This window comes from Streptomyces sp. GL_148 (assembly GCF_057834205.1).
On sequence record NZ_CM174396.1, the window covers coordinates 7674166 to 7696663 of the forward strand.

The following is a 22498-nucleotide window of genomic DNA, read 5'->3' on the forward strand; positions in this document are numbered from 1 at the left end:
TTTAGTGTCCGGAGTCGGCGGGCTGCTCCCCGGCGGGCTGAGCGGTGGGCTGACCGGCGAGGGCCGCGTGCCCGTCCGCCTGCCTGCCCGAGCGCCCGTCCGCGCGCTCCGTGAGGCCGGTGAGACGGGCGAGTCGGCCGAGGGAGTCCAGCAGCGCCGTCCGGTCGTACGTGGAGGTCGTGACCAGCAGCTCGTCCGCCCCGGTCAGCTGCGCGACCGCGGAGAGCTCCGCCGCGACCTGCTCCTCCGTGCCGTGGATGTGCCCGGCGAGGGCGCCCTCGTACAGCTCCCGCTCCTTGGGGCTCATGGCGAGGGCCTCGACCTCCTCGGCCGGGCGGAGCGGCGGGAAGCTGCCCCGGGTGCGGGAGTACGCGACCGCCCAGGCCTCCGGCACCAGGATCCGGCGGGCGGCCTCGGCGGTGGCGGCCACCGCGACCGTCCCGGAAGCCACGACGTACGGCCGCGCACCCCAGGGGGAGGGCCGGAACTCCTCGCGGTACGCCGTGATGATCTCCGCGACCCGCGCCCGGGCCCGCAGGTCCCCGACGACCAGGGGCAGCCCGGCGCGGGCAGCGATCCCCGCCCCCTCGCCGGTGGCCAGGACGTAGGCCGGGATCCGCATCCCCTCCGCCGGGCGGGCGTGCACCTCGGGGTGCGCCTGCTGGGAGCCGTCGAGCCAGCCCAGCAACTCCGCGAGCTGCTCCTCGAACCGGTCGGCGTCGGCGGCGTCCCGCCCCAGCGCGCGGCGGATCCCGCCGGTGAAGCCGACCGAACGGCCGAGCCCCATGTCGATCCGGCCGGGGAACAGCGACTCCAGGACCCCGAACTGCTCCGCGACGACCAGGGGCTGGTGGTTGGGCAGCATCACACCGCCGGTGCCGACGCGGATCCGGGTGGTCGCCCCGGCCACCGCGGCGGCCAGCACCGTGGGCGCGGATCCGGCGACCCCGGGCACGCTGTGGTGCTCGGAGACCCAGAACCTGCGGTATCCGAGCCGCTCGGCGGTGCGCGCGAGCTCCACGGTGTCGCGCAGGGCCTGGGCGGCGGGGTGCCCCTCGCGGGTGCGGGACCGGTCGAGTATCGAGAGTGTGCGGATCACACAGGGATCAACGCGCGGAGGGCGCCAGGATTCCCGGCGGCCGTCCGGAGGTCGTCGCTGCTTAGGCTGACGGGGTGACCGAGACTCAGAACCGCAGGCCCCTGGCCGTCTTCGACATCGACAACACCCTGGCCGACACCACCCACCGCCAGCACTTCCTGGAGCGCCGGCCGCGCGACTGGAGCGGGTTCTTCGGCGCGGCTCCGGCCGATCCGCCCCTCGCCCGCGGCATCGCCCTCGCGGTGGAGAGCGCGGCCGACTGCGAGGTCACGTACCTCACCGGCCGCCCGGAGCGGTGCCGCGCGGACACGGAGGACTGGCTCGCGCGGAGCGGGCTGCCCGAGGGGCGGCTGTGGATGCGCGGGAACCAGGACCGGCGGCCCGCCCGCACGACCAAGCTGGAGGTCCTCCGGCGGATCTCGCGGGGCCGCGAGGTGCGGATGCTGGTGGACGACGACGAGCTGGTCTGCCAGGCGGCGCGCGCGGCGGGATTCCGCGTGGTCCTCGCGGACTGGGCGGCGGACGCGCCGGAGCTCAAGGACGCGCAGGAGGGGGAGGGGCGCACCTGAGGGCCGCCCCGGTGCCCCGCGGCGCGGCCCGGCCGGGCTCGGGTGCTCCAAGGGCGCGCCCGACGCTCCGGCCGCGCCCCGACGCTCCGGCCAGGCCCTATGCTCCGGCCGCGCCCGCGGGGCCCCGCGAGTCCCGCAGGGCTGCGGGAGTCCGCCGGCGCCCGGGAGCCCGCTGAGCCCCGAGGGCGGGCCTCAGGCCTCGCCGTCGAGACGGAAGCCGACCTTGATCCCCACCTGGTAGTGCGCGATCTCGCCGTTCTCGATGTGACCCCTGATTTGCACGACTTCAAGCCAGTCGAGATTGTGCAGCGTCTCGCCCGCGCGGGCGATGCCGTTGCGGATGGCCTGGTCGATGCCCTCGTGGGACGTGCCCACGATCTCGGTCACCCGGTACGTGTGATTGGACATGGGGGTCTCCCGACACTGGGTGGCTGTTGCCTTGTTCTACGGTGCCCCAGTAAGTCCGGGTCCGCGAACTTTGCGTGAACAATCCATAGCGATACCCCCTTGACCCACCCATTGGTCTATGCCAATTTCAAGCCATCTGCGATCCATCCCCCAGAAGGTGACCTTCGTGAAGATGCGCTTCCTTGCCGTGTCCACCGCTCTCGCGGCCGCGACCGCCCTCACCGGCTGCGGTCTTCCCGGGTCGGGCGGAGGTACGCAGAAGGTGACGCTCTGGCTGATGAAGGGCAGCGCCTCCGACGCGTTCATAGGTCAGTTCACGAGCACCTTCGAGGAGGAACACCCGGGCGTGGACCTCGAAGTGAAGATCCAGGAGTGGAAGGGGATCGGCGACAAGGTCAACGCCGTCCTGGCCGGCACGAGCGAGGAGAGCGCCGACGTCATCGAGGTCGGCAACACCCAGGTCGCCCAGTACGTCGAGGGCGGCGGCGTCTCCGAGCTCACCCTGGAAGCCCTGCGCGAGTGGGACGGCAAGGACTGGCTCAAGGGTCTCTCCGAGCCGGGAAAGGTCAACGGCGCCCAGTTCGGCGTCCCGTGGTACGCCGCCAACCGCGTGGTGATCTACAACAAGGACCTCTTCGCGAACGCCGGGGTCAAGACGCCGGTCAAGACCCGTCAGGAGTGGATCCAGGCCACCCAGAAGCTCGACAAGGGCAGCCAGCAGGGCATCTACCTCGCCGGGCAGAACTGGTACGTCCTCGCCGGGTTCGTCTGGGACGAGGGCGGCGAGCTCGCCGTCGAGAGCAGCGGCCAGTGGCACGGCACCCTCGACGAGGAGAAGGCCCTGGCCGGAATGGAGTTCTACAAGCAGCTCCAGGCCCTCGGCGACGGCCCCAAGGAGGCCGACGAGGAGACGCCCCCGCAGTCCGACGTCTTCGCCCGCGGCGGGATCGCCCAGATCATCGCCCCGCCCGGCCAGGCCGCCGCCATCGAGGCCGCGAACCCGCAGCTCAAGGGCAAGCTCGGCTTCTTCCCGATCCCCGGCAAGACCGCCGACAAGGTGGGCTCGGTCTTCACCGGCGGCTCGGACCTGATCATCCCCGAGAAGACGAGGCAGCGTAGACACGCCGTCGACGTGATCACGGCCCTGGTCAGCGAGAAGTGGCAGACCGAGCTGGCCCGCACGATGAGCTACGTGCCCAACAAGACGACCCTCGCGCACGTGGTCGCGGGCAACGACGGCGCCACGGCGATGGCCCCCGGCGCCGCCCAGGGCCGTGCCACCCCGCAGTCCCCCCGCTGGGCCGAGGTGGAGGCCGAGAACCCGATCAAGCCGTTCATGACGGCCGTCCTCACCGGCCAGGACCCCCGGGAAGCGGCGAAGACGGCCTCCGACAGCATCAGCAAGGTCCTCAGCTCCGACCGCTGACCTGGGGCGGGCGGGGGCGGTGAGGACGGCGGGAGAGGGCCCCGGAGGGGTCCGCCCGGCAAGTTCAGCGTCCGCACATCCAAGGGCCGCGAAGCGGCCATGTCGAATCCAGCCGGTCACGGAAGAAGTAAAGAAGCCAGGCCACACACCCGCCGGCTTGGCTTCCCGTGCCGGACCAGGAGCCGTCATGACCATCGCCCCCCTGTCCCCGTCCGTCGTTCCCGCCTCCTTCGCCTCCGCCTCCGCCTTCACCTCTTCCGCGGCGCCCGCCCCGCACGCCGAGGACACCCCCGCACCCCGCTACGCCGTCCGCCTCGCCCGCAACGAGGACGAGGTGCGCGCCGCCCAGCGGCTGCGCCACCAGGTCTTCGCCGGCGAGCTCGGCGCCCGCCTCGACGGACCGGAGCCGGGCCTGGACTCCGACGCCTTCGACGCCTACTGCGACCACCTCCTCGTCGTGGACGAGGAGACCGAGCAGGTCGTCGGCACCTACCGGCTGCTGCCCCCCGAACGCGCCGCCGTCGCCGGACGCCTCTACTCCGAGGGCGAGTTCGACCTTTCCGCCCTCGCTCCCATCCGCCCCGACCTGGTCGAGGTGGGCCGCTCCTGCGTCCACCCCGACCACCGCAACGGCGCCGTCATCGCCCTCATCTGGGCGGGCCTCGCCCGCTACATGGACCGCTCCGGGCACAACTGGCTCGCCGGCTGCTGCTCCATACCGCTCTCCGACGGCGGGGTGCTGGCCGCCGCCACCCGGGAGAACGTCCTCACCCGCAACCTCGCCCCCGCCGAGTACCGGGTCACCCCGCACCTTCCCTGGGACCCCGAAGGCATCGAGTTCCCCGGCCGGATGGAACTGCCCCCGCTGCTGCGCGGCTACCTGCGCCTGGGCGCCTGGGTCTGCGGCGAGCCCGCCCTCGACGCCGAGTTCGGCTGCGCCGACCTGTACGTCCTGCTCTCCCTGCGGCGCACCAACCCCCGCTACCTCAAGCACTTCCTCTCGCTCGCCCCGGCCGCATGAGCGCCTGGCTCCCGACCTCGCCCTGTACTCCCGCGGTCTGCGCCGGCCACGAGGGGCGCACCGCGAGCGTGCCGCGCGCGGTCCTGCGTCTCACCGGCGCCGTCGCCCTGATCCTGCTCGCGATCCTGGGCGCCCCGCCGCTGAGGCTGCTGCCGGAGCGGCCCCGGCACGTGGTGGTACGGGCCTGGGCCGCCGCGCTGCTGGGCGCCTTCGGCCTGCGGATCACCGTGCACGGGACCCCCGGCCCCGGCGGTGGCCGGCTGATCGTCGCCAACCACATCTCCTGGCTGGACATCCCGCTCGTCGCGGCCGTCCTGCCCTCCCGGATGCTGGCCAAGAGCGACATCCGGAGCTGGCCGGTCCTCGGGCCGCTCTCCCGGCAGGCCGGCACCCTCTACATCGAACGCGACCGCCTGCGCACCCTGCCCACCACCGTCGACGCCCTCGCCCGGGCCCTGCATGCCGGCGACCGCGTCACCGTCTACCCCGAGGGCTCCACTTGGTGCGGACGCGCCCAAGGCCCCTTCCGGCGGGCCGCGTTCCAGGCCGCGCTGTACGCGCAGGTGCCCGTGCAGCCCGTACGGATCAGCTACCTGCTCGACGACGGGGGGCCGTCCGGGGCGCCCGCCTTCGTCGGGGACGATCCGCTGACCGCCTCCCTGTGGCGGATCGCGCGGGCCCGCGGGGTACGCGCCGAGGTGTGGCTGCTGCCGCGGATCCCGCCGGGCCGGTACGCGCACCGGCGGGACCTCGCGGCGGCGGCTCAGGCCGCCGTGCTCGCCGAACTCGCCGAGCCGGTACCCGTGTCACGCCCGGCGGCGCCGCCGCTGCTGCCCGGCGTACCCTCCCAGCCGTCGGCGCCGATGCCGTCCGCCACCGACAGCGACAGGGCGAAGCGGCCCGACGCGTCGGTCCACCAATGGGTCAACTCCAGTCCAGCGGACGCGAGTTCCCTGCGCACCCCCTCCTGACGGAACTTCGCCGAGATCTCGGTCAGGATCTCCTCACCCGCCTCGAAGGGCACCTCCAGATCCAGTGCCCGGACCTTCACCACCACCTGCCTGCGGGCCCGCAGCCGCATCTCGATCCACTCGTGCTCCCGGTTCCACACCGCCACGTGCTCGAAGTCGGCGGTGTGGAATTCCGCGCCCAACTCCCGGTTCACGACGGCCAGTACGTTCTTGTTGAATTCGGCCGTCACCCCCTGTGCATCGTCGTACGCCGACACCAGCACGGCCGGGTCCTTCACCAGGTCCGTCCCCATCAGCAGGGCGTCCCCGGGCGACAGCATCGCCCGTACGTCCGCCAGGAACACGGCCCGCTCCGGCGGCAGCAGGTTCCCGATCGTGCCGCCCAGGAACACCACCAGCCGGGGCCCGGGTGACTCCGGCAGTCGCAGCGCCCGGGTGAAGTCGGCCAGCAACGCGTGCACGCGCAGCCCCGGATGCTCCTCCAGCAGGGTCTTGGCCGCCCCGGTCAGCGCGCTCTCGCTCACGTCCACCGGTACGTACGTGTCCAGCGCGGGCAGCGCCTCGATCAGGTGCCGGGTCTTCTCCGAGGATCCGGAACCCAGCTCCACCAAGGTGCGGGCCCCGCTCACCGAGGCTATCTCCCGGGCCCGTTCGAGCAGGATCTCCCGCTCGGCGCGCGTCGGGTAGTACTCGGGCAACCGGGTGATCTCCTCGAAGAGTTCACTGCCCCGGGCATCGTAGAACCACTTGGGCGGCAGCGACTTGGGCGACCGGGTCAGCCCGTCGTGCACATCCGTACGCAGCGCCGTCTCGGCGGCGTGCTCGTCGAGGGTGCGGGTCAGCTGGAAGTCGTTCACTTGCCTTCGTCTCCTTGCTGCGGTGCGTGCGGTGCGTGCGGTGCGTGGGGTGGTTGTGGTGCGTGCGGTGCGCCGGCGGGGGGCTCCTTCAGGGAGACGAGGTCGACGCGGGTGCGGGTCGCGGTCAGCAGGGTCCAGTCGGGTACCTCGCACCAGCGCGCATCGTCGTCGTAGGGCTCCGAGGCCACCACCGTGCGCTGCGCCGCCGCGTCGGCCAGGTACCACAGGGAATCCCCCCAGGCCGTCGCCGCGATGGCCCGGCCGTCGGTCAGCAGCAGGTTCAGCCGGGATCCGGGCGCGGCCTCGGCCAGCTCCCGTACTGTCCCGGCCAGCGCCGCACCGAGGTCCGGGTCCGTCCGCAGCCGGTGCAGGACCAGCGCCCAGATCAGCGCCGAGTCCGTCCGGGCGGCCAGCGACAGCAGCTCCCGGGGCGGCAGCCCGGCCGCGACCGGGGCCACGGCGTCCGGCCAGTCCCGCAGTGACCCGTTGTGGCTGAACAGCCACTGCCCCTCCGCGAACGGGGCGGCCGCCGCCTCCCCATCGGCCCCGGGGCGGGTGGAGTCCCGTACGGCGGCCAGCACGGCCCCGCTGCGGACCACCCGGGCGAGGTCGCTGAAGGTCAGGTCGCCCCAGATCGGCCCGGCCCGGCGGTAGCGGGCGGGCACCGGGTCCCCCTCCGCGTACCAGCCGACGCCGAAGCCGTCGGCGTTGACCGTGCCGGAACGCTGGCGGCGCGGCTCCCACGACTGCCGGACCAGGGAGTGCTCGGGCTCGCTCAGCACCCGGCCGAGGCTCACGGGCGCCCCGAGGTAGGCGAGGTGACGGCACATCAGGCCGTCCCGGTGGAGCCTGTGGAGGCCGCGGAGCCTGTGGAGCCGGCGCCGCGCGCGGTCCGGAACCCGGAGAAGATCTGCCGGCGCACCGGCAGGTCCCAGTTGCGGAAGGTGCCCCGGCAGGCCACGGGGTCCACGGCGAAGGAACCGCCGCGCAGCACCTTGTGCTCGGGGCCGAAGAACACCTCCGAGTACTCGCGGTAGGGGAACGCCCGGAAGCCGGGGTAGGGAAGGAAGTCCGAAGCCGTCCACTCCCACACGTCGCCGATGAGCTGTCGCACTCCGAGCGGGGAAGCCCCGGCCGGGTAGGCGCCCGCTCCGGCCGGCCGCAGGTGGCGCTGGCCGAGATTGGCGTGCTTCAGCGTGGGGTCCGCGTCGCCCCACGGGTAGCGGGTGGAGCGCCCGGCCACCGGATCGTGGCGGGCGGCCTTCTCCCACTCCGCCTCGGTGGGCAGCCGCCGCCCCGCCCAGCGGGCGTACGCGTCGGCCTCGTACCAGCTCACGTGCAGCACCGGTTCGGCCCCGGGTACCGGCTCGGTGACGCCGAAACGGCGGCGCAGCCAGCTGCCGCCCTCGCGGTGCCAGAACAGCGGCGCCTCGATCCCGTGCCGGCGGATCTCCGCCCAGCCGGCCGCCTCCCACCAGCGCTCCTCGTGATAACCGCCGTCCGCCATGAACTCCTGGTACGCGGCATTGGTCACCGGAACGGTGTCGATCCAGAACGCCTCGACCTCGCGGACGTGCGCGGGCCGTTCGTTGTCCAGGGACCAGGGCTCCGTGGAGGTTCCCATCGTGAACGGCCCTGCGGGCACGAGCACTTCGCCCGCCGGTGGCGGCGGCCCCTGCGGCGGCTCCGGGTCGGGCGCCGCCAGCACCGGCGCGCCCTGCCGCAGCTGATGGGTGATCAGCATCGTCTCGTCGTGCTGCTGTTCGTGCTGGGCGATCATCCCGAAGACATAGCCGCCGTCCAGCAGGGCCGTGCCCTCCAGGGGGGTGCGGTCCAGCAGGTCGAAGACCCGGCCGCGGACCTCGGCGGCGTACCGGCGGGCCTCGTCAGGGCTCAGCAGCGGCAACTTCGGGCGCTCCGCACGGGGATGCTCGAACGCATCGTAGAGCGGGTCTATCTCGGGGTGCATCGACTCGCGGCCGGCCACGTTGCGCAGCAGCCAGAGCTCCTCCATGTTCCCGATGTGTGCGAGGTCCCAGACCAGCGGAGACATCAAGGGGGAGTGCTGGGCGGTCAGTTCCGCCTCGGTGACGGCGTCGGTGAGTCCGGCCGTGCGGACGCGCGCCGCGGTCAGGGCGGCGGCGGCCCGCTCGCGCAGGAGCTCCGGTTCGGCGGTCATGAGCGTGCCTCCTCGCCGGCGTGCTGCGGGCGCCGCCGGGTCTGCTGCGGCTCGGTCCGGTCGTCGGCCGGGCAGCGGCCGCGGGACACGTAGCGGTGGGTGAACTCGCCTACGGTGTCGATGACGTGGCGGCTTGCTCCCAGTCGGGGGAGCGCCGAGGCCGCGGCCCGGAAGCAGGCGCGGGCGGCGGACCGCAGCTCCGGATCGGCCAGCGCGTTGCGGGCGGCGGAGCGCCACAGCGGGTTGCGCGGCGCGGGCTGGGCGCCGTAGGAGTCGGCCAGCCCCTTCGCCACCCGGTACGCGGTCTCCGCGGCCTCCGGGTCGTCGAACAGCGCGTGCACGACGGCCACCGGGACCAGCCAGCCGTCCTCGCCGGGCTGGGCGTCGATCATCCGGAGCTCGAGATGGCCCCGGGGCCGTACCGGCGGGAAGAGGGTCGTCAGGTGGTAGTCCAGATCCCCGGCGGTCGGCGGGCGGGGGCCGCCGCCGGAGCGCAGCCAGTCGCGGAAGGTCAGCCCGCGCGGTACCGCCCAGGGCGCACCCTCCTCGTGCGTCCGCACGCACATCACCTCGGTGTCCAGCGCCTGCCGGGTCCACGCACCGCGCGGCTCCGCCTCCAGGGGTGGGGCGAGGCAGCGCCGGGTGTCGAGGTCGCCCCAGACCCCTTGGCGGGCGCACCGCCAGCCGGCGTACGGGCCTTCGTGCGCGGGGGAGTTGGCGAAGGAGGCGACCAGCACCGCACCGAGGAGGTGGGCGAGGCGCCAGCGCCTGCCGTGGCCCAGCGGGCCGGGCTCCTCGTGACCGGCGTCCACGCACACCTGGACGGAGGCCGAGGCGCACATCATGGCGCGCCCTGCCGGGCCGGTGCGGTCGAAGTAGGTCTCCATGGCCTCGTACCGCGGGCTGGCCAGTATCCGCCGCAGCGGCCGGCGCGGGTCCTGGCCCAGTCCGCGCAGGACCAGACCCTGCTCGCGCAGGGAGCTCCGGACGGCGGTCAGGTCGGCCTGGAGGCCGTCGACGCAGCCGGTCAGGGAGGAGGCGGGGGCCGAGCTGAGCTCCAGCTGGCCGCCGGGCTCGACGGTGACGCGGGAGCCGAGGGGCAGGGCGCGGGCCGCGTCGTGCGCGGCGGCGAGGCGTTCGTGGGAAACGGGCCGGCCGGGCCGTTCGGCGTCGAACACCAGCCATTCGAGCTCCGCACCCAGCAGGCGGGGCGGTCCGGTCTTGAAGCAGATGCCGTGGATCAGCTCCTCGGCGGTGGGTTCGGTCAGTCGGGTGAGTGAGTCCTGGGGCATGACGGGGCCCTCGTCTCCTGTCGTCGGCTGTGACATCACCCGTGCCTACCCGTCCCTTGGGGCACAAATCCATTGCGGTCGCCCTGTCGGAGCGCCGAAGATCGCCGCATGAGCGGCAGATTGCGCGAGATCGCGCGGGAGAATGCGGAGATCGTGGCGGCCGGGGGGTACCGGACGCGGTCGGGACGGCAGGTGTCGCTCGCCGCCGCCGTGGCGGAGGCCAAGGCGGAAACCAGGATATATGGCCCAAACCGGGTCATTCCAGGTGAGCCGGCCTCGAGGGATACGCACCGGACCGTCGTCGAGGTCACCGGCGAGAGCAGCACGGTCGCCGCCCGCAGGCTCGCCGGGGAACACCGGGAACACCCCGGGAACGCTCCGGTGGCCGTCCTGAACTTCGCTTCGGCCCGGAATCCCGGGGGCGGCTACGTCCGCGGGGCCAAGGCCCAGGAGGAGGCCCTCTGCCGCGCCTCGGCGCTGTACGAGACCCTCCTGGAGGCCCCGGAGTACTACGAGATCCACCGCGCCGAGGTCAGCACCTTCTACACCGACCGGGTGATTCACTCGCCCGGGGTCCCCGTCTTCCGTGATGACCGGGGCAACCTGCTGGACACCCCCTTCCGGGTCGGATTCCTCACCTCGCCGGCCCCGAACGCGGGCACGATCCGCCGCCAGGAGCCGGACCGTGAGCCCGAGCTCCCGGCCGCGCTCGCGCGCCGCGCGGAGCTGGTGCTGGAGGTGGCCGCGCTGCACGGCTACCGGGGGCTGGTGCTGGGGGCCTGGGGGTGCGGGGTCTTCCAGAACGACCCCGCCCAGGTGGCGGAGGCCTTCCGGGGACTGCTGGCGGGGCGGTTCGCCGGTGTGTTCGAACGGGTGGTGTTCGGTGTGCTCGACCGCAAGCCGCAGACGCGGGAGACGTTCGAGCGGGTGCTCGCGGACCTCATGAAGCCGCTGCCCTGACCGGTGCGAACGGTAGAGCGGCAATGCCGAGGCGCGGCCGTCCGCCGGTCACGCCTCGGCTCAGCCGGCCACAGCACTAGCGCCAGCCGTACCGCTCGCACAGCCGGTCGACGACGAGCTGGAACCGGCCCCGGTCCAGCGCGCAGGCCTCGCGCCGCATGCCGTCCTCGTGGACGCGCAGCACCCGGTCGACGTCCACCCAGGACTCCCGGCCCGCGCTGTCCCACGGTCCGGTCCCGATCGGGACCCACTCCCGGTCGTGGTCGTGCCGCTTGCTGGACAGCTGCACGGCCAGGAGCGTGCCGCTCTCCTCGCGGGCCACGACCAGCACCGGCCGGTCCTTGCCGCGCCCGTCGTTCTCCTCGAACGGAACCCAGGTCCACACGATCTCGCCGGGATCGGGATCCCCGTCGCGATCGGGGGCGTACGAGGTCTGCACCGGCCCGATGGCGTGCGGCTCGGCCTCGGCGGTCGCGGTGTGCCCGTCGCGGCCCGGTTGCTCGACGTGACCATTGCTGTGATGGGAAAGTGCCGTCATTCGGGCGAGGTTACCGGGTTGCTGCGTGGCGGGCCGGGCGGCGTCCCGGCAGTTGAGCGTCCTTCCGCGGGTGGGACGGGTGGTGTCCGCCAGCCGAGTTCGACGGAGCGGCGGCATCTGTCGGCAGCGTCGCCGGAGCTCGTGAACAGCGCGGTCAGCATGGGCACGCCCTGGGTGAGGACTTGGTGCGGCAGCGGGCCCGTCGCGACCAGGGACGCGAGTCCGTGGCCGATCACCCAGCTTTGCGTCGCCAGGGTCAGGGGGGCGACGTCGTCGTGAAAGCGGCCGGCCGTCTTGCCGCGTTCGACGGCGCTGACCAGGCAGTGCAACGTCTCGTCCGCGGCCTTGGCGTCTTCGAGCTCGAAACCGGCGTCGAACATGATCCGGTAGAGGTCGGGGGCGGCTAGGGCGTTGCTCACGTAGGTCGCTCCGAGGGCGGCCAGGTCCCGTACCGGATCCGTGGACATCGACACGGCGTCGAGCCTGGCTGCCAGGCGTTTGAAGCCTTCCTGGCGCATGGCCATCCACAGGCCGTCCATGCCTCCGAAGTAGGTGTAGACGGCCATCGTCGATACGCCGGTTCCCGCCACGAGCGAACGGAGGGTGACCGGCTCGCGGGTGCGCAGCATCATCGCGGCTCGCTCGATCAGGAGGGAGCGGATCGCCGGGTCCTTGGTGCGCGCCATGTCCTTACAATACATAGCAGCGCTATGGTTTGGAGAGGCGCGGAACCCGCGCCCCGACGACAAGGAGCTGTCATGGCCGTGAAGCTGGTCAATCCCAACGGGTTGCCGAAACCCGACGTATACCGTCAGCTCTCGATCGCCACCGGGTCGAAGATGGTCTTCCTCGCAGGTCAGGTCGCGCGCGATGCCGAGGGCCGCCGTGTGGGTGAGGGGGACTTCGCCGCTCAGGTCGAGCAGTGCTATCTCAACATCGGCACCGCCCTGGCCGAGATCGGCGGATCCTTCGACGACGTGGCGAAATTGACCGTCTACGTCGTCGACTGGAGCCCGGAGAAGATGCCGCTGCTGGGGGAGGGCGTGGCCCGGGCGGCGGCCACGTTGGGTATCGACCCCGTCAAGCCGATCACGCTGCTGGGCGTCGCGGCGCTGGGGGAACCCGATCTCCTCGTCGAGGTCGAAGCCACGGCCGTCCTCGACTGACGCGGGTGACGACCACTTCCCGTAGGAGGGCGGAGGTCACCTGTCGATCGGCAGCAGGTTGTTGATCGCCGAGACCGCCGTCCGGGGGTCGTCGGCGTGGCAGCGGACCGTGTGGACCTGCTTGCGCCGGCCCAAGAGGCTTACGTGGGTGACCGGGTGGGCCAGTTCGATGGTGATCGATGTCTGCGAGGCGATGGCCACGTCCAACACGCCGTCATCGGGGTCGTCCGCGTTCGGGAAGCGCAGGTCGTACCGGGCGGACGCGATGTGGTCCAACGGTATGAGCAGGTCGAGCCGTGCGCCGCGCCGTATCCGTAGGCCGCCCGGTCCTACGACGTGAGGGCGTGTGACGGCGGTGGCGTGCAGCCCCAGTGCGAGCAGCACCGTGTAGAGGGCGACGAGCAGCATCACCCAGTGGGCGACCGGATAAGGGGCAAGCATGAAGGAGACGCCGACCGTCTCGATCGCGCACAGGAACACCAGCCCGTACGCCATCGGGGCCTGAGCCCGCGCGTATCGGACGGCGACGTCGGGTCCCCCCACTCCGTGCATGCGCCGCGCCATCCATAGGCCGAGGCTCGCCAGTTGGCGCCGCTCGTGCGCCAGTAGTCGTCGTGTGCGGTCGATGGGTGTTCCAGTCCTCATGCAACCGAGTGAATCAGAGGGGGAGATGCGGTCGGGGGCGGCCTGTTCGTTACGCCGCGATGCGTTGCCCCGCCCTCTCGGCCGAACGGGGAGTTCTGCGGGGAGGGCGGGGCGTTGCGTGGTGGGGAGGAGGCCCCCAGGTGGTGGGGAGGAGGCCTCCAGGGGCCGGTCCTTAGATCCAGCCCTCCAGCGATGCCATGAAGCCGTCGAAGTCGTCGCGGTGGATGGTGTGGCCGGCGCCGGTGACCGAGCGGACTTCGAAGCCGCGCTCCTTGAGGACCGCCGCGCGCTCCGGTGAGATCAGGAAGCTCGGGTCGGCCAGCTGCACCAGGGACGGGACCACCGGCGCGGCCGGCAGCAGGTCCGTGCCCATCAGCGGGGTCAGGCTCAGGGCGGTGGCCTCGTCCCAGACGGCCAGGGTGGCCAGTTCGACGTCCACGTCGGCCTCCTCCCAGCGCGGGTTCATCGCCTGGATCTGCTCCTTGGGCGCGGACTTGAACTGGGCGAACATCTCGGGACCGAAGCCCTCGCCGAGCTCTGCCAGGTGCCAGGCCGGGTCGGAGAACACGGCGCGCTTCGGCTTCAGGCGGTCGACCGCCTTCGAGAGCGTCAGGCCGCCGAGGGAGTGGCCGATGGCTAGCTCGGCTCCGGCCGGGAGCGTTTCGACGACGTCGTCGGCGAAGGCCTCCGGGCTGTACTCGCCCCGGCCGCTGGCGCCGTGGCCGCGCAGGTCCACGGCGATGGCGCGGTAGCCGCGCTCGGCGAGGGCGGGTCCGACCCGGCGCCAGGTCCGGTGGTCGGCCATGATCCCGTGGATCAGGAGGGCGATGCGGTCGCCTTCGCCCCAGGTGTGGGTGTGGAGCTGCACGGTGGTGCCTTTCAGCGTCAGGGGTGGTGGGTGAGGGGGTGTGGGCCGTCGGATCCGTTCAGCGGACGCTGCGGATCGGCTTGACCGCCAGGGCGCCCGCCACCGCCAGGGCGGCGGCCGCGATGAACAGGGCCGTGTAGCCGCCGCTCAGGGACACGATCACCGAGGCGATGAAGGGGGCGACGATCTGCGGGCCGGCGTTGGCGATGTTGAGCACGCCCATGTCGCGGGCGGCGTCCTCCGCCTTGGGGAGCACCATCGTCACCAGTGCGGTGTCCACGGCCATGTAGCAGCCGAAGGCGAGGCCGTTGATCACGGCGAAGGCCAGCATGGCCGTCCAGCTGGTCGACAGGGCCGGGATCACCAGCGCGACGGCGGACAGCAGGGCGGAGGCGCCGACGAAGAGCTTGCGGCGGTCGTACTTGTCCGAGAGCCAGCCGCCGAGGACGGTGGCGACGACCATCGCCACGCTCGTCAGCGGCATCATGATGGCGACCGCCGCCTCCGGCTTCATGCCCTCGGGCAGCACGGTGTGGTCCTGGAGGATGTACAGCTGGTAGCCGCTCACCGCGAAGTAGCCGAGGACCAGCAGGGCCCGCCCGATGAACGCCCAGCGGAAGTCGTGGTCCCCCAGGGCGCTCGCGAAGGCGGCCAGCTGCGCCTTGACCGGCATGGAGGGCTTGGCCGGGCGCCGTTCCTCGCGGGTGCAGGTGGTGAACAGGACGGCGGCGCCGGCGACGATCGCGCCGAAGATCAGGTATCCGGTGCGGTAGTCGTCCGAGAAGGCCGCGCCGATCAGGGCGCCGATGGTCGAACCCAGTGGCAGGCCGAGGCCGACGGCCGCGGAGGCCTTGCCGCGGGCGCTCATGGGCACCCGGTCGGGGACCACGGAGGTGATGGCGGCCTGGTAGATGTTCATCACGGCCTGGCCGAGGCACCAGGCGATGGTGATGAGCAGGATCGTGTCCGCGGCGCCGAGCAGGAACATCGCCGGTATCGCGGCGAGTCCACCGCCCAGGATCCAGGGGTTGCGCCGTCCGCTGCGGTCGGACAGGGCGCCCGCGACCGGGTTGAAGACCGTCGCGAAGATCGCCGAGACCCCCGCGATCAGGCCGAAGTTGGCGACTTTGTTCGCCGCGTCGATGTCTTCGACCTGGAGGGCGAGGAGTACGCCGGCGACGCCGATGTAGAGGGCGTACATGGCGCCGTTGCCGACGAGCAGCAAGGTGAGCAGGCCGCGCCGGGAGGCGGGGGCGTCGGTGGTGGCGGCGGCGGTGCCGGTGCCGGTGCCGGGGGAGGAAAGGGCCACGGTGCCCTCCTGGGCAGTTTGGTGAGGGGCGAGGGGAGGGAGTGGTGCTGCACTGCGGGGTGTACGGGGAGGAGTGCGCGCCGCCCTGTCGCGACGGCGGGGGTGCGACGGAACACGGCAGGGCGGCGGCACGACTGGGCACGGCACGGGCACGTGTGGAGACACCTTTGGTGAAGCTCGGGTGACGTCGTGGTTACACGTGTCAGTGAATCGTGTAACCACTGTGTAGCATTGGTTTCCGGCCATCCGCTAGCCCCTGGGCACAAACGGTCTGGAAAGATGCCACGGCAATGTCACAGTCATCGAAGCCGCCGAAGCCCCCCACGCCGCCGTCACCGTCGCCGGCGCCCGTCCCGACCAGCGCGGACGTCGCCCGTCTCGCTGGAGTGTCACGCGCGACGGTCTCGTACGTCCTGAACAACGCGGAGGCCGTCCGCATCAGCGAGCCGACCCGCCGCAAGGTGCGCGAGGCAGCCGAGGAGCTCGGCTACGTCCCCCACGCGGCCGCCCGCAGCCTGCGCGCCGGGCACACGCGCATCGTCCTGCTGCCCACCTCGCACGTGCCGATCGGCCCGCTGTACAGCACCTTCCTCAACGAGTTGCAGTGGGCGCTGCGCAGCCTGGACTACACGGTGGTCCAGTACGGCAGCCTCGGCCTCACCGGCGACGAGGCGGCGCGGGCCTGGGCCGAACTGCGGCCGGTCGCGGTGCTCTCCCTCGGGGAGATCACCCTGTCCCCGCACAACGTGGCCACGCTCAAGCGGGCCGGGGCGCGCGCGGTGCTGACGATGGGGCCGGAAGCCGTCGCCGGTGCGCACGCGCTGGTCATGGACCAGGCGGAGGTCGGCGCGCGGGCGGCGGAGCACCTGGTGGGGCGGGGCCGGCGGCGGATCGGTGTGGTCGTGCCGGAGGAGGAGGGGCTGGGACTGTTCTCCACGCCCCGGCTGGAGGGCGCGCGGTCCGTGGCCGGGGCGGAGATCGTGGCCCTGCGGATGGCCTACTCGGAGGAGTCGGCGGCGAAGCTGGCGGAGCGGTGGGGCTCGCTGGGACTGGAGGCTGTGTTCGCGTACAACGACGAGTACGCGATGCTGCTGATGCGGGCCTTCCAGGACGTGGGGCTGCGGGTGCCGCAGGACGTCGCCGTCATGGGTGCGGACGACCTGCTGATCGGGCGGCTGCTGCGGCCGAGGCTCAGCACGGTGCAGATCGAGATGCCGACGGGGGAGCGGCTGGCGGCGCTGGTGGACCAGGCGGTACGGGATCCTGCGGCGGCGGTGCGCAGGCATGACCTGATGGCTGCGGTGGCGGTGCCGCGGGACTCGACGTGAGCTTGTCGCTCTGCTCCGGGTGGGTGGGCACCCCGGCGCGGGGCCGCCGCGGAGGGACTCCGTCCGGGCGGGGGGAGTGAGGGCGGGCCGCCCGTCCCGGCTGCGGCGCCGTGGCCGCGTCCCAAACGTCGGCGGGGCTGGAACGAAGCGCAGGGCCGCGCCGCGGTCGTGTGCGGCGCCGTTCCCGGGGGCCTGCCCCCGGACCCCCGCGCCTCAAACGCCGGCGGGGCTGGGTGTGGCCGGGGGCGGCCTGTACGTTTGAGGCGCGGGGTCCGGGTCGCGGCGCAGGTCGGGGCCCCGGTGAGGGCGGGGGGCCGTTGACAGCGGGGGCGGCGGGACGGAGACTTCGGGCGCGCCCCACCGGGCGCGGGCGGAGCGTGCGCCGGGCCGGACAGCGGTGTCGGTGTGCCGCGCCGCCTCCCGCTCGCCCCGGAGGGACTCCATGAGCATCCGTACCGTCCGCGACGTCTACGTCGTCGACGCCGTCCGCACCCCGATCGGGAAGTTCGGCGGCGCCCTCGCCGGTGTCCGCCCCGACGACCTGGCCGCCCACGTGGTGCGCGCGCTCGTGGACCGTACGCCCGCACTGGACCCGGCCCGCATCGACGACGTCGTCTTCGGAGACGCCAACGGCGCGGGCGAGGACAACCGCGACGTGGCCCGCATGGCGGTGCTGCTCGCCGGGCTCCCCGTGACCGTGCCCGGGGTCACCGTCAACCGCCTCTGCGGCTCCGGGCTCGAAGCCGTCGTCCAGGCGGCCCGCGCCATCGCGCTCGGCGACGCCTCCGTTGCCATCGCTGGGGGTGTCGAGTCCATGAGCCGGGCCCCCTGGGTGGTGCAGAAGCCGGAGCGCGCCTTCCCCGCCGGGCACCAGCAGATGTGGTCCACCACGCTCGGCTGGCGGATGACCAACCCCCGGATGCCCGCGGAGTGGGCCGGTTCGCTCGGTGAGGGAGCCGAGCTCGTCGCCGACAAGCACGGCATCACCCGCGAGGCGCAGGACGCCTTCGCGCTGGAGAGCCACCGCAAGGCGGCGGCCGCCTGGGCCGCCGGGCAGTACGACGCCGAGGTGGTTCCGTACGCGGGTGTGGACCTGCTGCGCGACGAATGCATCCGCGAGGGTTCCGGCCCGGAGGCGCTCGCGCGCCTGAAGCCCGCCTTCCGGAGCGACGGCACCGGCACGGTCACGGCGGGCAACGCCTCGCCGCTCAACGACGGAGCCGCCGCACTGCTGTTGACGGACGAGGAGGGCCTCGCCGCGACCGGGCGGGAGCCGCTGGCCCGGATCAGCGCGTCGGCGGTCACCGGGATCGAGCCCCAGCTCTTCGGACTGGGGCCGGTGGAGGCGGTCGAGCGCGCGCTCGCCAAGGCGGGCCGCGGGTTCGCCGATCTGGCCGCCTTCGAACTCAACGAGGCCTTTGCGGCGCAGGCGTTGGGATGCCTCGCCGCGTGGCCCGAGCTGGATCCTGCCGTGGTCAACCCGCGCGGCGGGGCCATCGCGATCGGGCACCCGCTCGGTGCTTCGGGCGCCCGGCTGGCGGGTTCGGTGGCGCACCAGCTCGCGGCGGCCGGATCCGGTACCGGGATCGCGGCCCTGTGCATCGGCGTGGGGCAGGGCATCGCCCTCGTTCTGGAGCGCTGACCGACTCCCGGTGATCGATCGTTTCCGGTCATAGTCGGGCGGCAACCGCTCTGCAAGTGAGGAGAATTGGTGCCTCCGGTGCGGTGGGGTGGCACGATGGCGCGTGCTGCCGCCCCCCCGCCACGCTCCCCGCATCCGGAGGCCCCGCGCCATGCCGTTCCTCGATCCGACCCTCTGGCAGGACGGACCCACCCTCACCGGAGGTACCGCCCCGGTCGTCGAACCCGCCACCGGCCAGACCCTCGCGACCATCGGTCTGGCCGCCCCGGCCGACGTCGCGGAGGTCGCCGTACGGGCCCACGCGGCCCAGCGGGACTGGGCGCGGGCCACCCACCTGGAGCGGGCGGCCGTGCTGCGCCGGGCCGGTGACCTGTTCACCGCCCACGCCGACGAGCTGCGGGACTGGCTGGTCCGGGAGTCCGGATCCATCCCCGGCAAGGCGGACTTCGAGCTGCACGTCGCCGCGCAGGAGTGCTACGAGGCCGCGGCCCTGGCCTCGCGTCCGACCGGGCAGGTGTTGCCGAGCGAGGCCCCGCGGCTGTCCTTCACCCGCCGCGAACCGGTCGGCGTGGTGGGCGTGGTGGCGCCCTTCAACGCACCGCTGATCCTCTCGATCCGCTCGGTCGCGCCCGCGCTGGCCCTCGGCAACGCGGTGCTCCTCAAGCCGGACCGCCGTACCGCGGTGAGCGGCGGGCTCGCACTCGCCGCGGTCTTCGCGGCGGCCGGCCTGCCGGGCGGACTGCTGCACGTCCTGCCCGGCGGCGCCGGGACGGGCGCGGCGGTGGTCACCGACCCGCTGGTCAGGGTGGTCTCGTTCACCGGATCCACCGCGAGCGGCCGGGTCGTCGGAGAGCTGGCGGGCCGTCACCTCAAGCGCGCCCACCTGGAGTTGGGCGGGAACTCGGCGCTCGTCGTGCTCCGCGACGCCGATGTGGAGGCAGCCGTCGCGCAGGCCTCCTGGGGCTCCTTCTTCCACCAGGGCCAGATCTGCATGACGGCCGGTCGGCACCTCGTGCACGCCTCGCTCTACGACGAGTACGTGGAGCGGCTCGCCGCGCGCGCGGAGGAGCTCGCGGTCGGGGACCCGTACCGCGAGCGGGTGCACCTGGGGCCGCTCATCGACCGGTCCCAGCTGGACCGGGTCCACGGCCTGGTGGAAGCCAGCACCGCACAGGGCGCCAAGCTCGTCACGGGCGGCGCCCACCAGGACCTCTTCTACCGGCCCACGGTGCTGGCGGGCGCCGGCGACGACAGCCCCGCCTACGCGGAGGAGGTCTTCGGTCCGGTGGCGCCCGTACGGTCCTTCGCGACGGAGGACGAAGCCGTGGAGCTGGCCTCCGCCGGTCCCTACGGGCTCTCCCTCGGGATCGTGACCGGCGACGCGGCGCGCGGGCTGGACCTGGCGGGGCGGATCCCGGTCGGGATCGCGCACGTCAACGACCAGACGGTGAACGACGAGGCGGTGGCCCCCTTCGGCGGAGTCGGCGCGTCCGGCACCGGCGCCCGCTTCGGTGGCGAGGCGAACCTCGACGCCTTCACCGAGCTGCGCTGGACCACGCTCCGCGCCACGCCGGGCGGGCATCCGTTCTAGCGGGCATCCCTTCTAAGGGTTCTTCCCCGAGCCCCCGGAGCCCCCGGAGCCCCCGGTGTCCGCGGGGTCGGAGGAGTCGCCGGACGGGTAGTCGGAGTAGTCGTCGGAGATGTAGAGGCGCCCGCGGCCGGGGAGCCGGACCGGAGCCGCCAGGGCCTGCTCGTAGGCCGTGCGCGGGAACGCGTACGGCCCCATGGCGAGGACTCCCCACTCGGGGCGGAAGGGCTGGTGGAAGCCGGACCAGGTGACCGTGTCCGCCGTCACGGTGACGGTGGCCATCAGGGGCCAGCACTCGTCCGTACCGCAGATGCACCCCAGCAGGGCCATGGCCCCGGTCCCCGGCTCGCGCCGCTCCGGGTCGGGGTCGCCGAGGAAGTGGCGGCGCGCGTGTGCGTCGTCGGCCATGACCAGGGGGGCATGCTGGCTCATGAGGTACTCCTCCCGCCCGTCGGGGGGCTCCTCGCTGGTGTCCCACTCGTGTGACCAGCCGGCCCGGGTGGCCTCGGCGACGAGCGCGCGCAGGTCCGTACCGTCGATGCGGACGCCCCAGGCCGCACGGTCCGGGTCGTCGCCGGGGTACAGCCGGCGGAGGAACTCCACGGTGTGGGGGGCGGTGGCCGCAGTGACGTCCTCGGGGGAGACGGGGCCGGTGTGGTTCATGGGCCCATTGTGCGCGGTCAGGAATGCTTGGGGCCGGTCATTCGTTCAGGGAAAACAAGCAGCACAGCACTCTGGAGGTCTGGAAAACCGTGGCTACTGTCGAACTCACCAAGGAGAACTTCGACCGGACGGTGAGCGAGAACTCGTTCGTCCTGATCGACTTCTGGGCGGGCTGGTGCCGTCCCTGCCTGCAGTTCGCCCCGGTCTACGAGAAGGCGGCCGAAGCCAATCCCGACCTGCTCTTCGCCAAGGTGGACACCGAGGCACAGCAGGAGCTCGCCGCCGCCTTCCAGATCAGCTCCATCCCGACCCTGATGATCGTCCGGGATCAGGTCGCGATCTTCTCGCAGCCGGGCGCGCTGCCCGAGGCGGCGCTGACGGACCTCATCACCCAGGCCCGGGCCCTGGACATGGACGAGGTGCGGACGAAGATCGCCGCCGAGCAGGCCGGCGCCGCCGGCGCCACGGCCGAGGAGCCCGGCACGCCGGACGCCTGATTACGTGACGGGCCCCCGCCGTGCGGTGAGACTGGCCCGATGAGCGAAGCGGTGGAGTATGACGTAGTGGTCCTCGGCGGGGGGCCGGCCGGCGAGAACGTCGTGGACCGGACCCGCGCCGCCGGGCTGAGCACGGCGCTGGTCGAGAGCGAGCTGGTCGGCGGCGAGTGCTCGTACTGGGCCTGCGTCCCCAGCAAGGCACTGCTGCGCCCGGCGCTGGCCCGGGCCGACGCGCGCCGGGTGCCCGGTCTCGCGGGAGCCGTGGCCGGTCCACTGGACGCGGAAGCGGTGTTCGCGCACCGGGACTACTGGACCGGGAGCTGGAAGGACGACGGCCAGATCGACTGGCTGGAGTCGGTCGGCGCCCACGTCTACCGGGGCCACGGACGGCTGTACGGAGTCCGCAAGGTCGCCGTCACCAGCCCGGAGGGGGAGCACCACGTGCTGTCCGCCCGGCACGCGGTCGTCGTCGCGACCGGTACCCGGGCCGCGGTCCCGGACCTGCCGGGCATCCGGGACGCCCGGCCGTGGACCAGCCGCGAGGCCACGTCGGCGCGGGCGGCGCCGGGCCGGCTGCTGATCGTCGGCGGGTCGGTGGTGGCCTCGGAGATGGCCACGGCCTGGCAGGCCCTCGGCTCCGAGGTGACCCTGCTCGTACGGGGCTCCGGGCTGCTGCCGCGCATGGAGCCCTTCGCCGGGGAACTGGTCGCCGAGGCGCTGCGCGAGGCGGGCGCGGTGGTCCGTACGGGCGTGGCCGTCGAGTCCGTCGTACGGGACGGCTCGACCGGGCCGGTCACCGTGGTGCTCGAAGGCGGCGAGACGCTGGAGGGCGACGAACTGCTGGTGGCGACGGGGCGCGCCCCGCGCACCGAGGACATCGGGCTGGACACCGTCGGGCTGACCCCGGGCGAGTGGATCGCGGTGGACGACAGCTGCCGGGTCCCGGGGATCGACTGGCTGTACGCGGTCGGCGACGTGAACCACCGGGCGCTGCTCACCCATCAGGGGAAGTACCAGGCCCGGATCGCCGGCGCCGTCATCGCCGCCCGTGCGGCGGGCAACGATCCGCTCGACACGGGCCGTTGGGGCGCGCACGCGGCGACCGCCGATACCGAGGCCCTCCCGCAGGCCGTGTTCACCGACCCGGAGGCCGCATCGGTGGGCCTGACCCTCTCGGAGGCGGAGCGCGCCGGCCACCGGGTCCGGGCCGTGGACTACGACCTCGGCAAGGTCTCCGGAGCGGGCCTGTACGCCGACGGATACCGCGGCCGGGCCCGCATGGTGGTGGACCTGGACCGCGAGATCCTGCTCGGCGCCACCTTCGTCGGACCGGGCGCGGCCGAGCTCCTGCACGCGGCGACCATCGCGGTCGCGGGCCAGGTGCCGATCGGGCGCCTGTGGCACGCGGTTCCGGCGTTCCCGACGATCAGCGAGATCTGGCTGCGGCTGCTGGAGGCGTACCGGGGTTAAGG

General features: G+C 73.1%; 22 protein-coding genes and 1 pseudogene. 11 read left to right on the forward strand and 12 right to left on the reverse strand.

Going from position 1 to position 22498, the window contains the following annotated elements:
* Window position 1: 1 nt before the first annotated feature.
* A complete protein-coding gene (locus tag AC3IYI_RS34685; protein ID WP_489407392.1) occupies window positions 2–1099 on the reverse strand; it encodes an LLM class flavin-dependent oxidoreductase in 1098 nt (365 codons plus the stop codon).
* 74 nt (window positions 1100–1173) lie between these two features.
* On the opposite strand from AC3IYI_RS34685, the gene AC3IYI_RS34690 reads away from it, so the two are divergent.
* A complete protein-coding gene (locus AC3IYI_RS34690; protein WP_489407393.1) occupies window positions 1174–1668 on the forward strand; it encodes a phosphatase domain-containing protein in 495 nt (164 codons plus the stop codon).
* A gap of 192 nt (window positions 1669–1860) precedes the next feature.
* On the opposite strand, the gene AC3IYI_RS34695 is transcribed toward AC3IYI_RS34690, so the two are convergent.
* Window positions 1861–2076 (reverse strand): dodecin, encoded by a 216-nt coding sequence (locus AC3IYI_RS34695; protein WP_243341332.1) that lies wholly within the window; start codon window positions 2074–2076, stop codon window positions 1861–1863.
* 166 nt (window positions 2077–2242) lie between these two features.
* Here AC3IYI_RS34695 and AC3IYI_RS34700 point away from each other — a divergent pair, with 166 nt between their 5' ends.
* The 3 genes and pseudogenes from AC3IYI_RS34700 to AC3IYI_RS34710 form a co-directional block, all read left to right on the forward strand.
* Window positions 2243–3502: an extracellular solute-binding protein gene (locus AC3IYI_RS34700; protein ID WP_489407394.1), complete on the forward strand. Its 1260-nt coding sequence runs from the start codon at window positions 2243–2245 to the stop codon at window positions 3500–3502.
* 187 nt (window positions 3503–3689) lie between these two features.
* The gene (locus tag AC3IYI_RS34705; RefSeq protein WP_489407395.1) at window positions 3690–4523 is read left to right on the forward strand and encodes a GNAT family N-acetyltransferase; all 834 of its coding nucleotides are present in this window, start codon (window positions 3690–3692) and stop codon (window positions 4521–4523) included.
* A pseudogene (locus AC3IYI_RS34710) lies at window positions 4520–5053 on the forward strand (lysophospholipid acyltransferase family protein); the annotation flags it as partial. The gene AC3IYI_RS34705 and the pseudogene AC3IYI_RS34710, both read left to right, overlap by 4 nt.
* 233 nt (window positions 5054–5286) lie before the next feature.
* Here the strand turns inward: AC3IYI_RS34710 and egtD are convergent.
* Genes egtD through egtA form a run of 4 tightly spaced genes read right to left on the reverse strand, consistent with a single transcriptional unit; the run spans window position 5287 to window position 9858 of the window.
* Window positions 5287–6351 carry an L-histidine N(alpha)-methyltransferase gene (gene egtD, locus AC3IYI_RS34715; RefSeq protein ID WP_489407396.1) on the reverse strand — a complete coding sequence of 355 codons (1065 nt, stop codon included), beginning with the start codon at window positions 6349–6351 and terminating at the stop codon, window positions 5287–5289.
* The gene (gene egtC, locus AC3IYI_RS34720; protein ID WP_489407397.1) at window positions 6348–7181 is read right to left on the reverse strand and encodes an ergothioneine biosynthesis protein EgtC; all 834 of its coding nucleotides are present in this window, start codon (window positions 7179–7181) and stop codon (window positions 6348–6350) included. Before egtC ends, egtD begins: the two co-directional genes overlap by 4 nt.
* On the reverse strand, window positions 7181–8530 hold the full coding sequence (gene egtB / locus AC3IYI_RS34725; RefSeq protein ID WP_489407398.1) for an ergothioneine biosynthesis protein EgtB: 1350 nt from the start codon (window positions 8528–8530) through the stop codon (window positions 7181–7183). The genes egtC and egtB overlap by 1 nt, the downstream gene beginning before the upstream one ends.
* Complete coding sequence (gene egtA / locus AC3IYI_RS34730; protein WP_489407399.1) at window positions 8527–9858, reverse strand: ergothioneine biosynthesis glutamate--cysteine ligase EgtA; 1332 nt, start codon at window positions 9856–9858, stop codon at window positions 8527–8529. The genes egtB and egtA overlap by 4 nt, the downstream gene beginning before the upstream one ends.
* Window positions 9859–9930: 72 nt before the next feature.
* Here egtA and AC3IYI_RS34735 point away from each other — a divergent pair, with 72 nt between their 5' ends.
* Window positions 9931–10782, forward strand: a complete 852-nt coding sequence (locus tag AC3IYI_RS34735; protein WP_489407400.1) for a TIGR02452 family protein — start codon at window positions 9931–9933, stop codon at window positions 10780–10782.
* A gap of 76 nt (window positions 10783–10858) precedes the next feature.
* On the opposite strand, the gene AC3IYI_RS34740 is transcribed toward AC3IYI_RS34735, so the two are convergent.
* Both AC3IYI_RS34740 and AC3IYI_RS34745 read right to left on the reverse strand, forming a co-directional pair.
* A complete protein-coding gene (locus tag AC3IYI_RS34740) occupies window positions 10859–11320 on the reverse strand; it encodes a type II toxin-antitoxin system PemK/MazF family toxin (protein ID WP_489407401.1) in 462 nt (153 codons plus the stop codon).
* On the reverse strand, window positions 11317–12006 hold the full coding sequence (locus AC3IYI_RS34745; protein ID WP_489407402.1) for a TetR/AcrR family transcriptional regulator: 690 nt from the start codon (window positions 12004–12006) through the stop codon (window positions 11317–11319). The genes AC3IYI_RS34740 and AC3IYI_RS34745 overlap by 4 nt, the downstream gene beginning before the upstream one ends.
* A gap of 72 nt (window positions 12007–12078) precedes the next feature.
* On the opposite strand from AC3IYI_RS34745, the gene AC3IYI_RS34750 reads away from it, so the two are divergent.
* Window positions 12079–12486 (forward strand): RidA family protein, encoded by a 408-nt coding sequence (locus tag AC3IYI_RS34750; protein ID WP_489407403.1) that lies wholly within the window; start codon window positions 12079–12081, stop codon window positions 12484–12486.
* A gap of 36 nt (window positions 12487–12522) precedes the next feature.
* Here AC3IYI_RS34750 and AC3IYI_RS34755 read toward each other — a convergent pair whose 3' ends face one another.
* The 3 genes from AC3IYI_RS34755 to AC3IYI_RS34765 all read right to left on the reverse strand — a co-directional run bounded on the left by AC3IYI_RS34755 (window position 12523) and on the right by AC3IYI_RS34765 (window position 15308).
* Window positions 12523–13131, reverse strand: a complete 609-nt coding sequence (locus tag AC3IYI_RS34755) for a hypothetical protein (RefSeq protein ID WP_489407404.1) — start codon at window positions 13129–13131, stop codon at window positions 12523–12525.
* A 172-nt stretch (window positions 13132–13303) separates the two neighbouring features.
* The gene (locus AC3IYI_RS34760; RefSeq protein WP_489407405.1) at window positions 13304–13999 is read right to left on the reverse strand and encodes an alpha/beta fold hydrolase; all 696 of its coding nucleotides are present in this window, start codon (window positions 13997–13999) and stop codon (window positions 13304–13306) included.
* 58 nt (window positions 14000–14057) lie between these two features.
* Window positions 14058–15308, reverse strand: a complete 1251-nt coding sequence (locus AC3IYI_RS34765) for an MFS transporter (protein WP_489407406.1) — start codon at window positions 15306–15308, stop codon at window positions 14058–14060.
* 290 nt (window positions 15309–15598) lie between these two features.
* Here AC3IYI_RS34765 and AC3IYI_RS34770 point away from each other — a divergent pair, with 290 nt between their 5' ends.
* The 3 genes from AC3IYI_RS34770 to AC3IYI_RS34780 all read left to right on the forward strand — a co-directional run bounded on the left by AC3IYI_RS34770 (window position 15599) and on the right by AC3IYI_RS34780 (window position 19869).
* Window positions 15599–16636, forward strand: a complete 1038-nt coding sequence (locus tag AC3IYI_RS34770) for a LacI family DNA-binding transcriptional regulator (RefSeq protein ID WP_489407407.1) — start codon at window positions 15599–15601, stop codon at window positions 16634–16636.
* A 442-nt stretch (window positions 16637–17078) separates the two neighbouring features.
* On the forward strand, window positions 17079–18278 hold the full coding sequence (locus tag AC3IYI_RS34775; protein WP_385379119.1) for a thiolase family protein: 1200 nt from the start codon (window positions 17079–17081) through the stop codon (window positions 18276–18278).
* A gap of 151 nt (window positions 18279–18429) precedes the next feature.
* Entirely contained in the window at window positions 18430–19869 is a 1440-nt protein-coding gene (locus tag AC3IYI_RS34780) for an aldehyde dehydrogenase family protein (protein WP_489407408.1), read from the forward strand.
* A 12-nt stretch (window positions 19870–19881) separates the two neighbouring features.
* Here the strand turns inward: AC3IYI_RS34780 and AC3IYI_RS34785 are convergent, their stop codons facing one another.
* Window positions 19882–20529 (reverse strand): hypothetical protein, encoded by a 648-nt coding sequence (locus AC3IYI_RS34785; protein ID WP_489407409.1) that lies wholly within the window; start codon window positions 20527–20529, stop codon window positions 19882–19884.
* Window positions 20530–20618: 89 nt separating this feature from the next.
* Between AC3IYI_RS34785 and AC3IYI_RS34790 the strand changes: the two genes are divergently transcribed.
* Window positions 20619–21026 (forward strand): thioredoxin family protein, encoded by a 408-nt coding sequence (locus AC3IYI_RS34790; protein WP_489407410.1) that lies wholly within the window; start codon window positions 20619–20621, stop codon window positions 21024–21026.
* A gap of 39 nt (window positions 21027–21065) precedes the next feature.
* Entirely contained in the window at window positions 21066–22496 is a 1431-nt protein-coding gene (locus AC3IYI_RS34795; protein WP_489407411.1) for a dihydrolipoyl dehydrogenase family protein, read from the forward strand.
* Window positions 22497–22498: the final 2 nt, after the last annotated feature.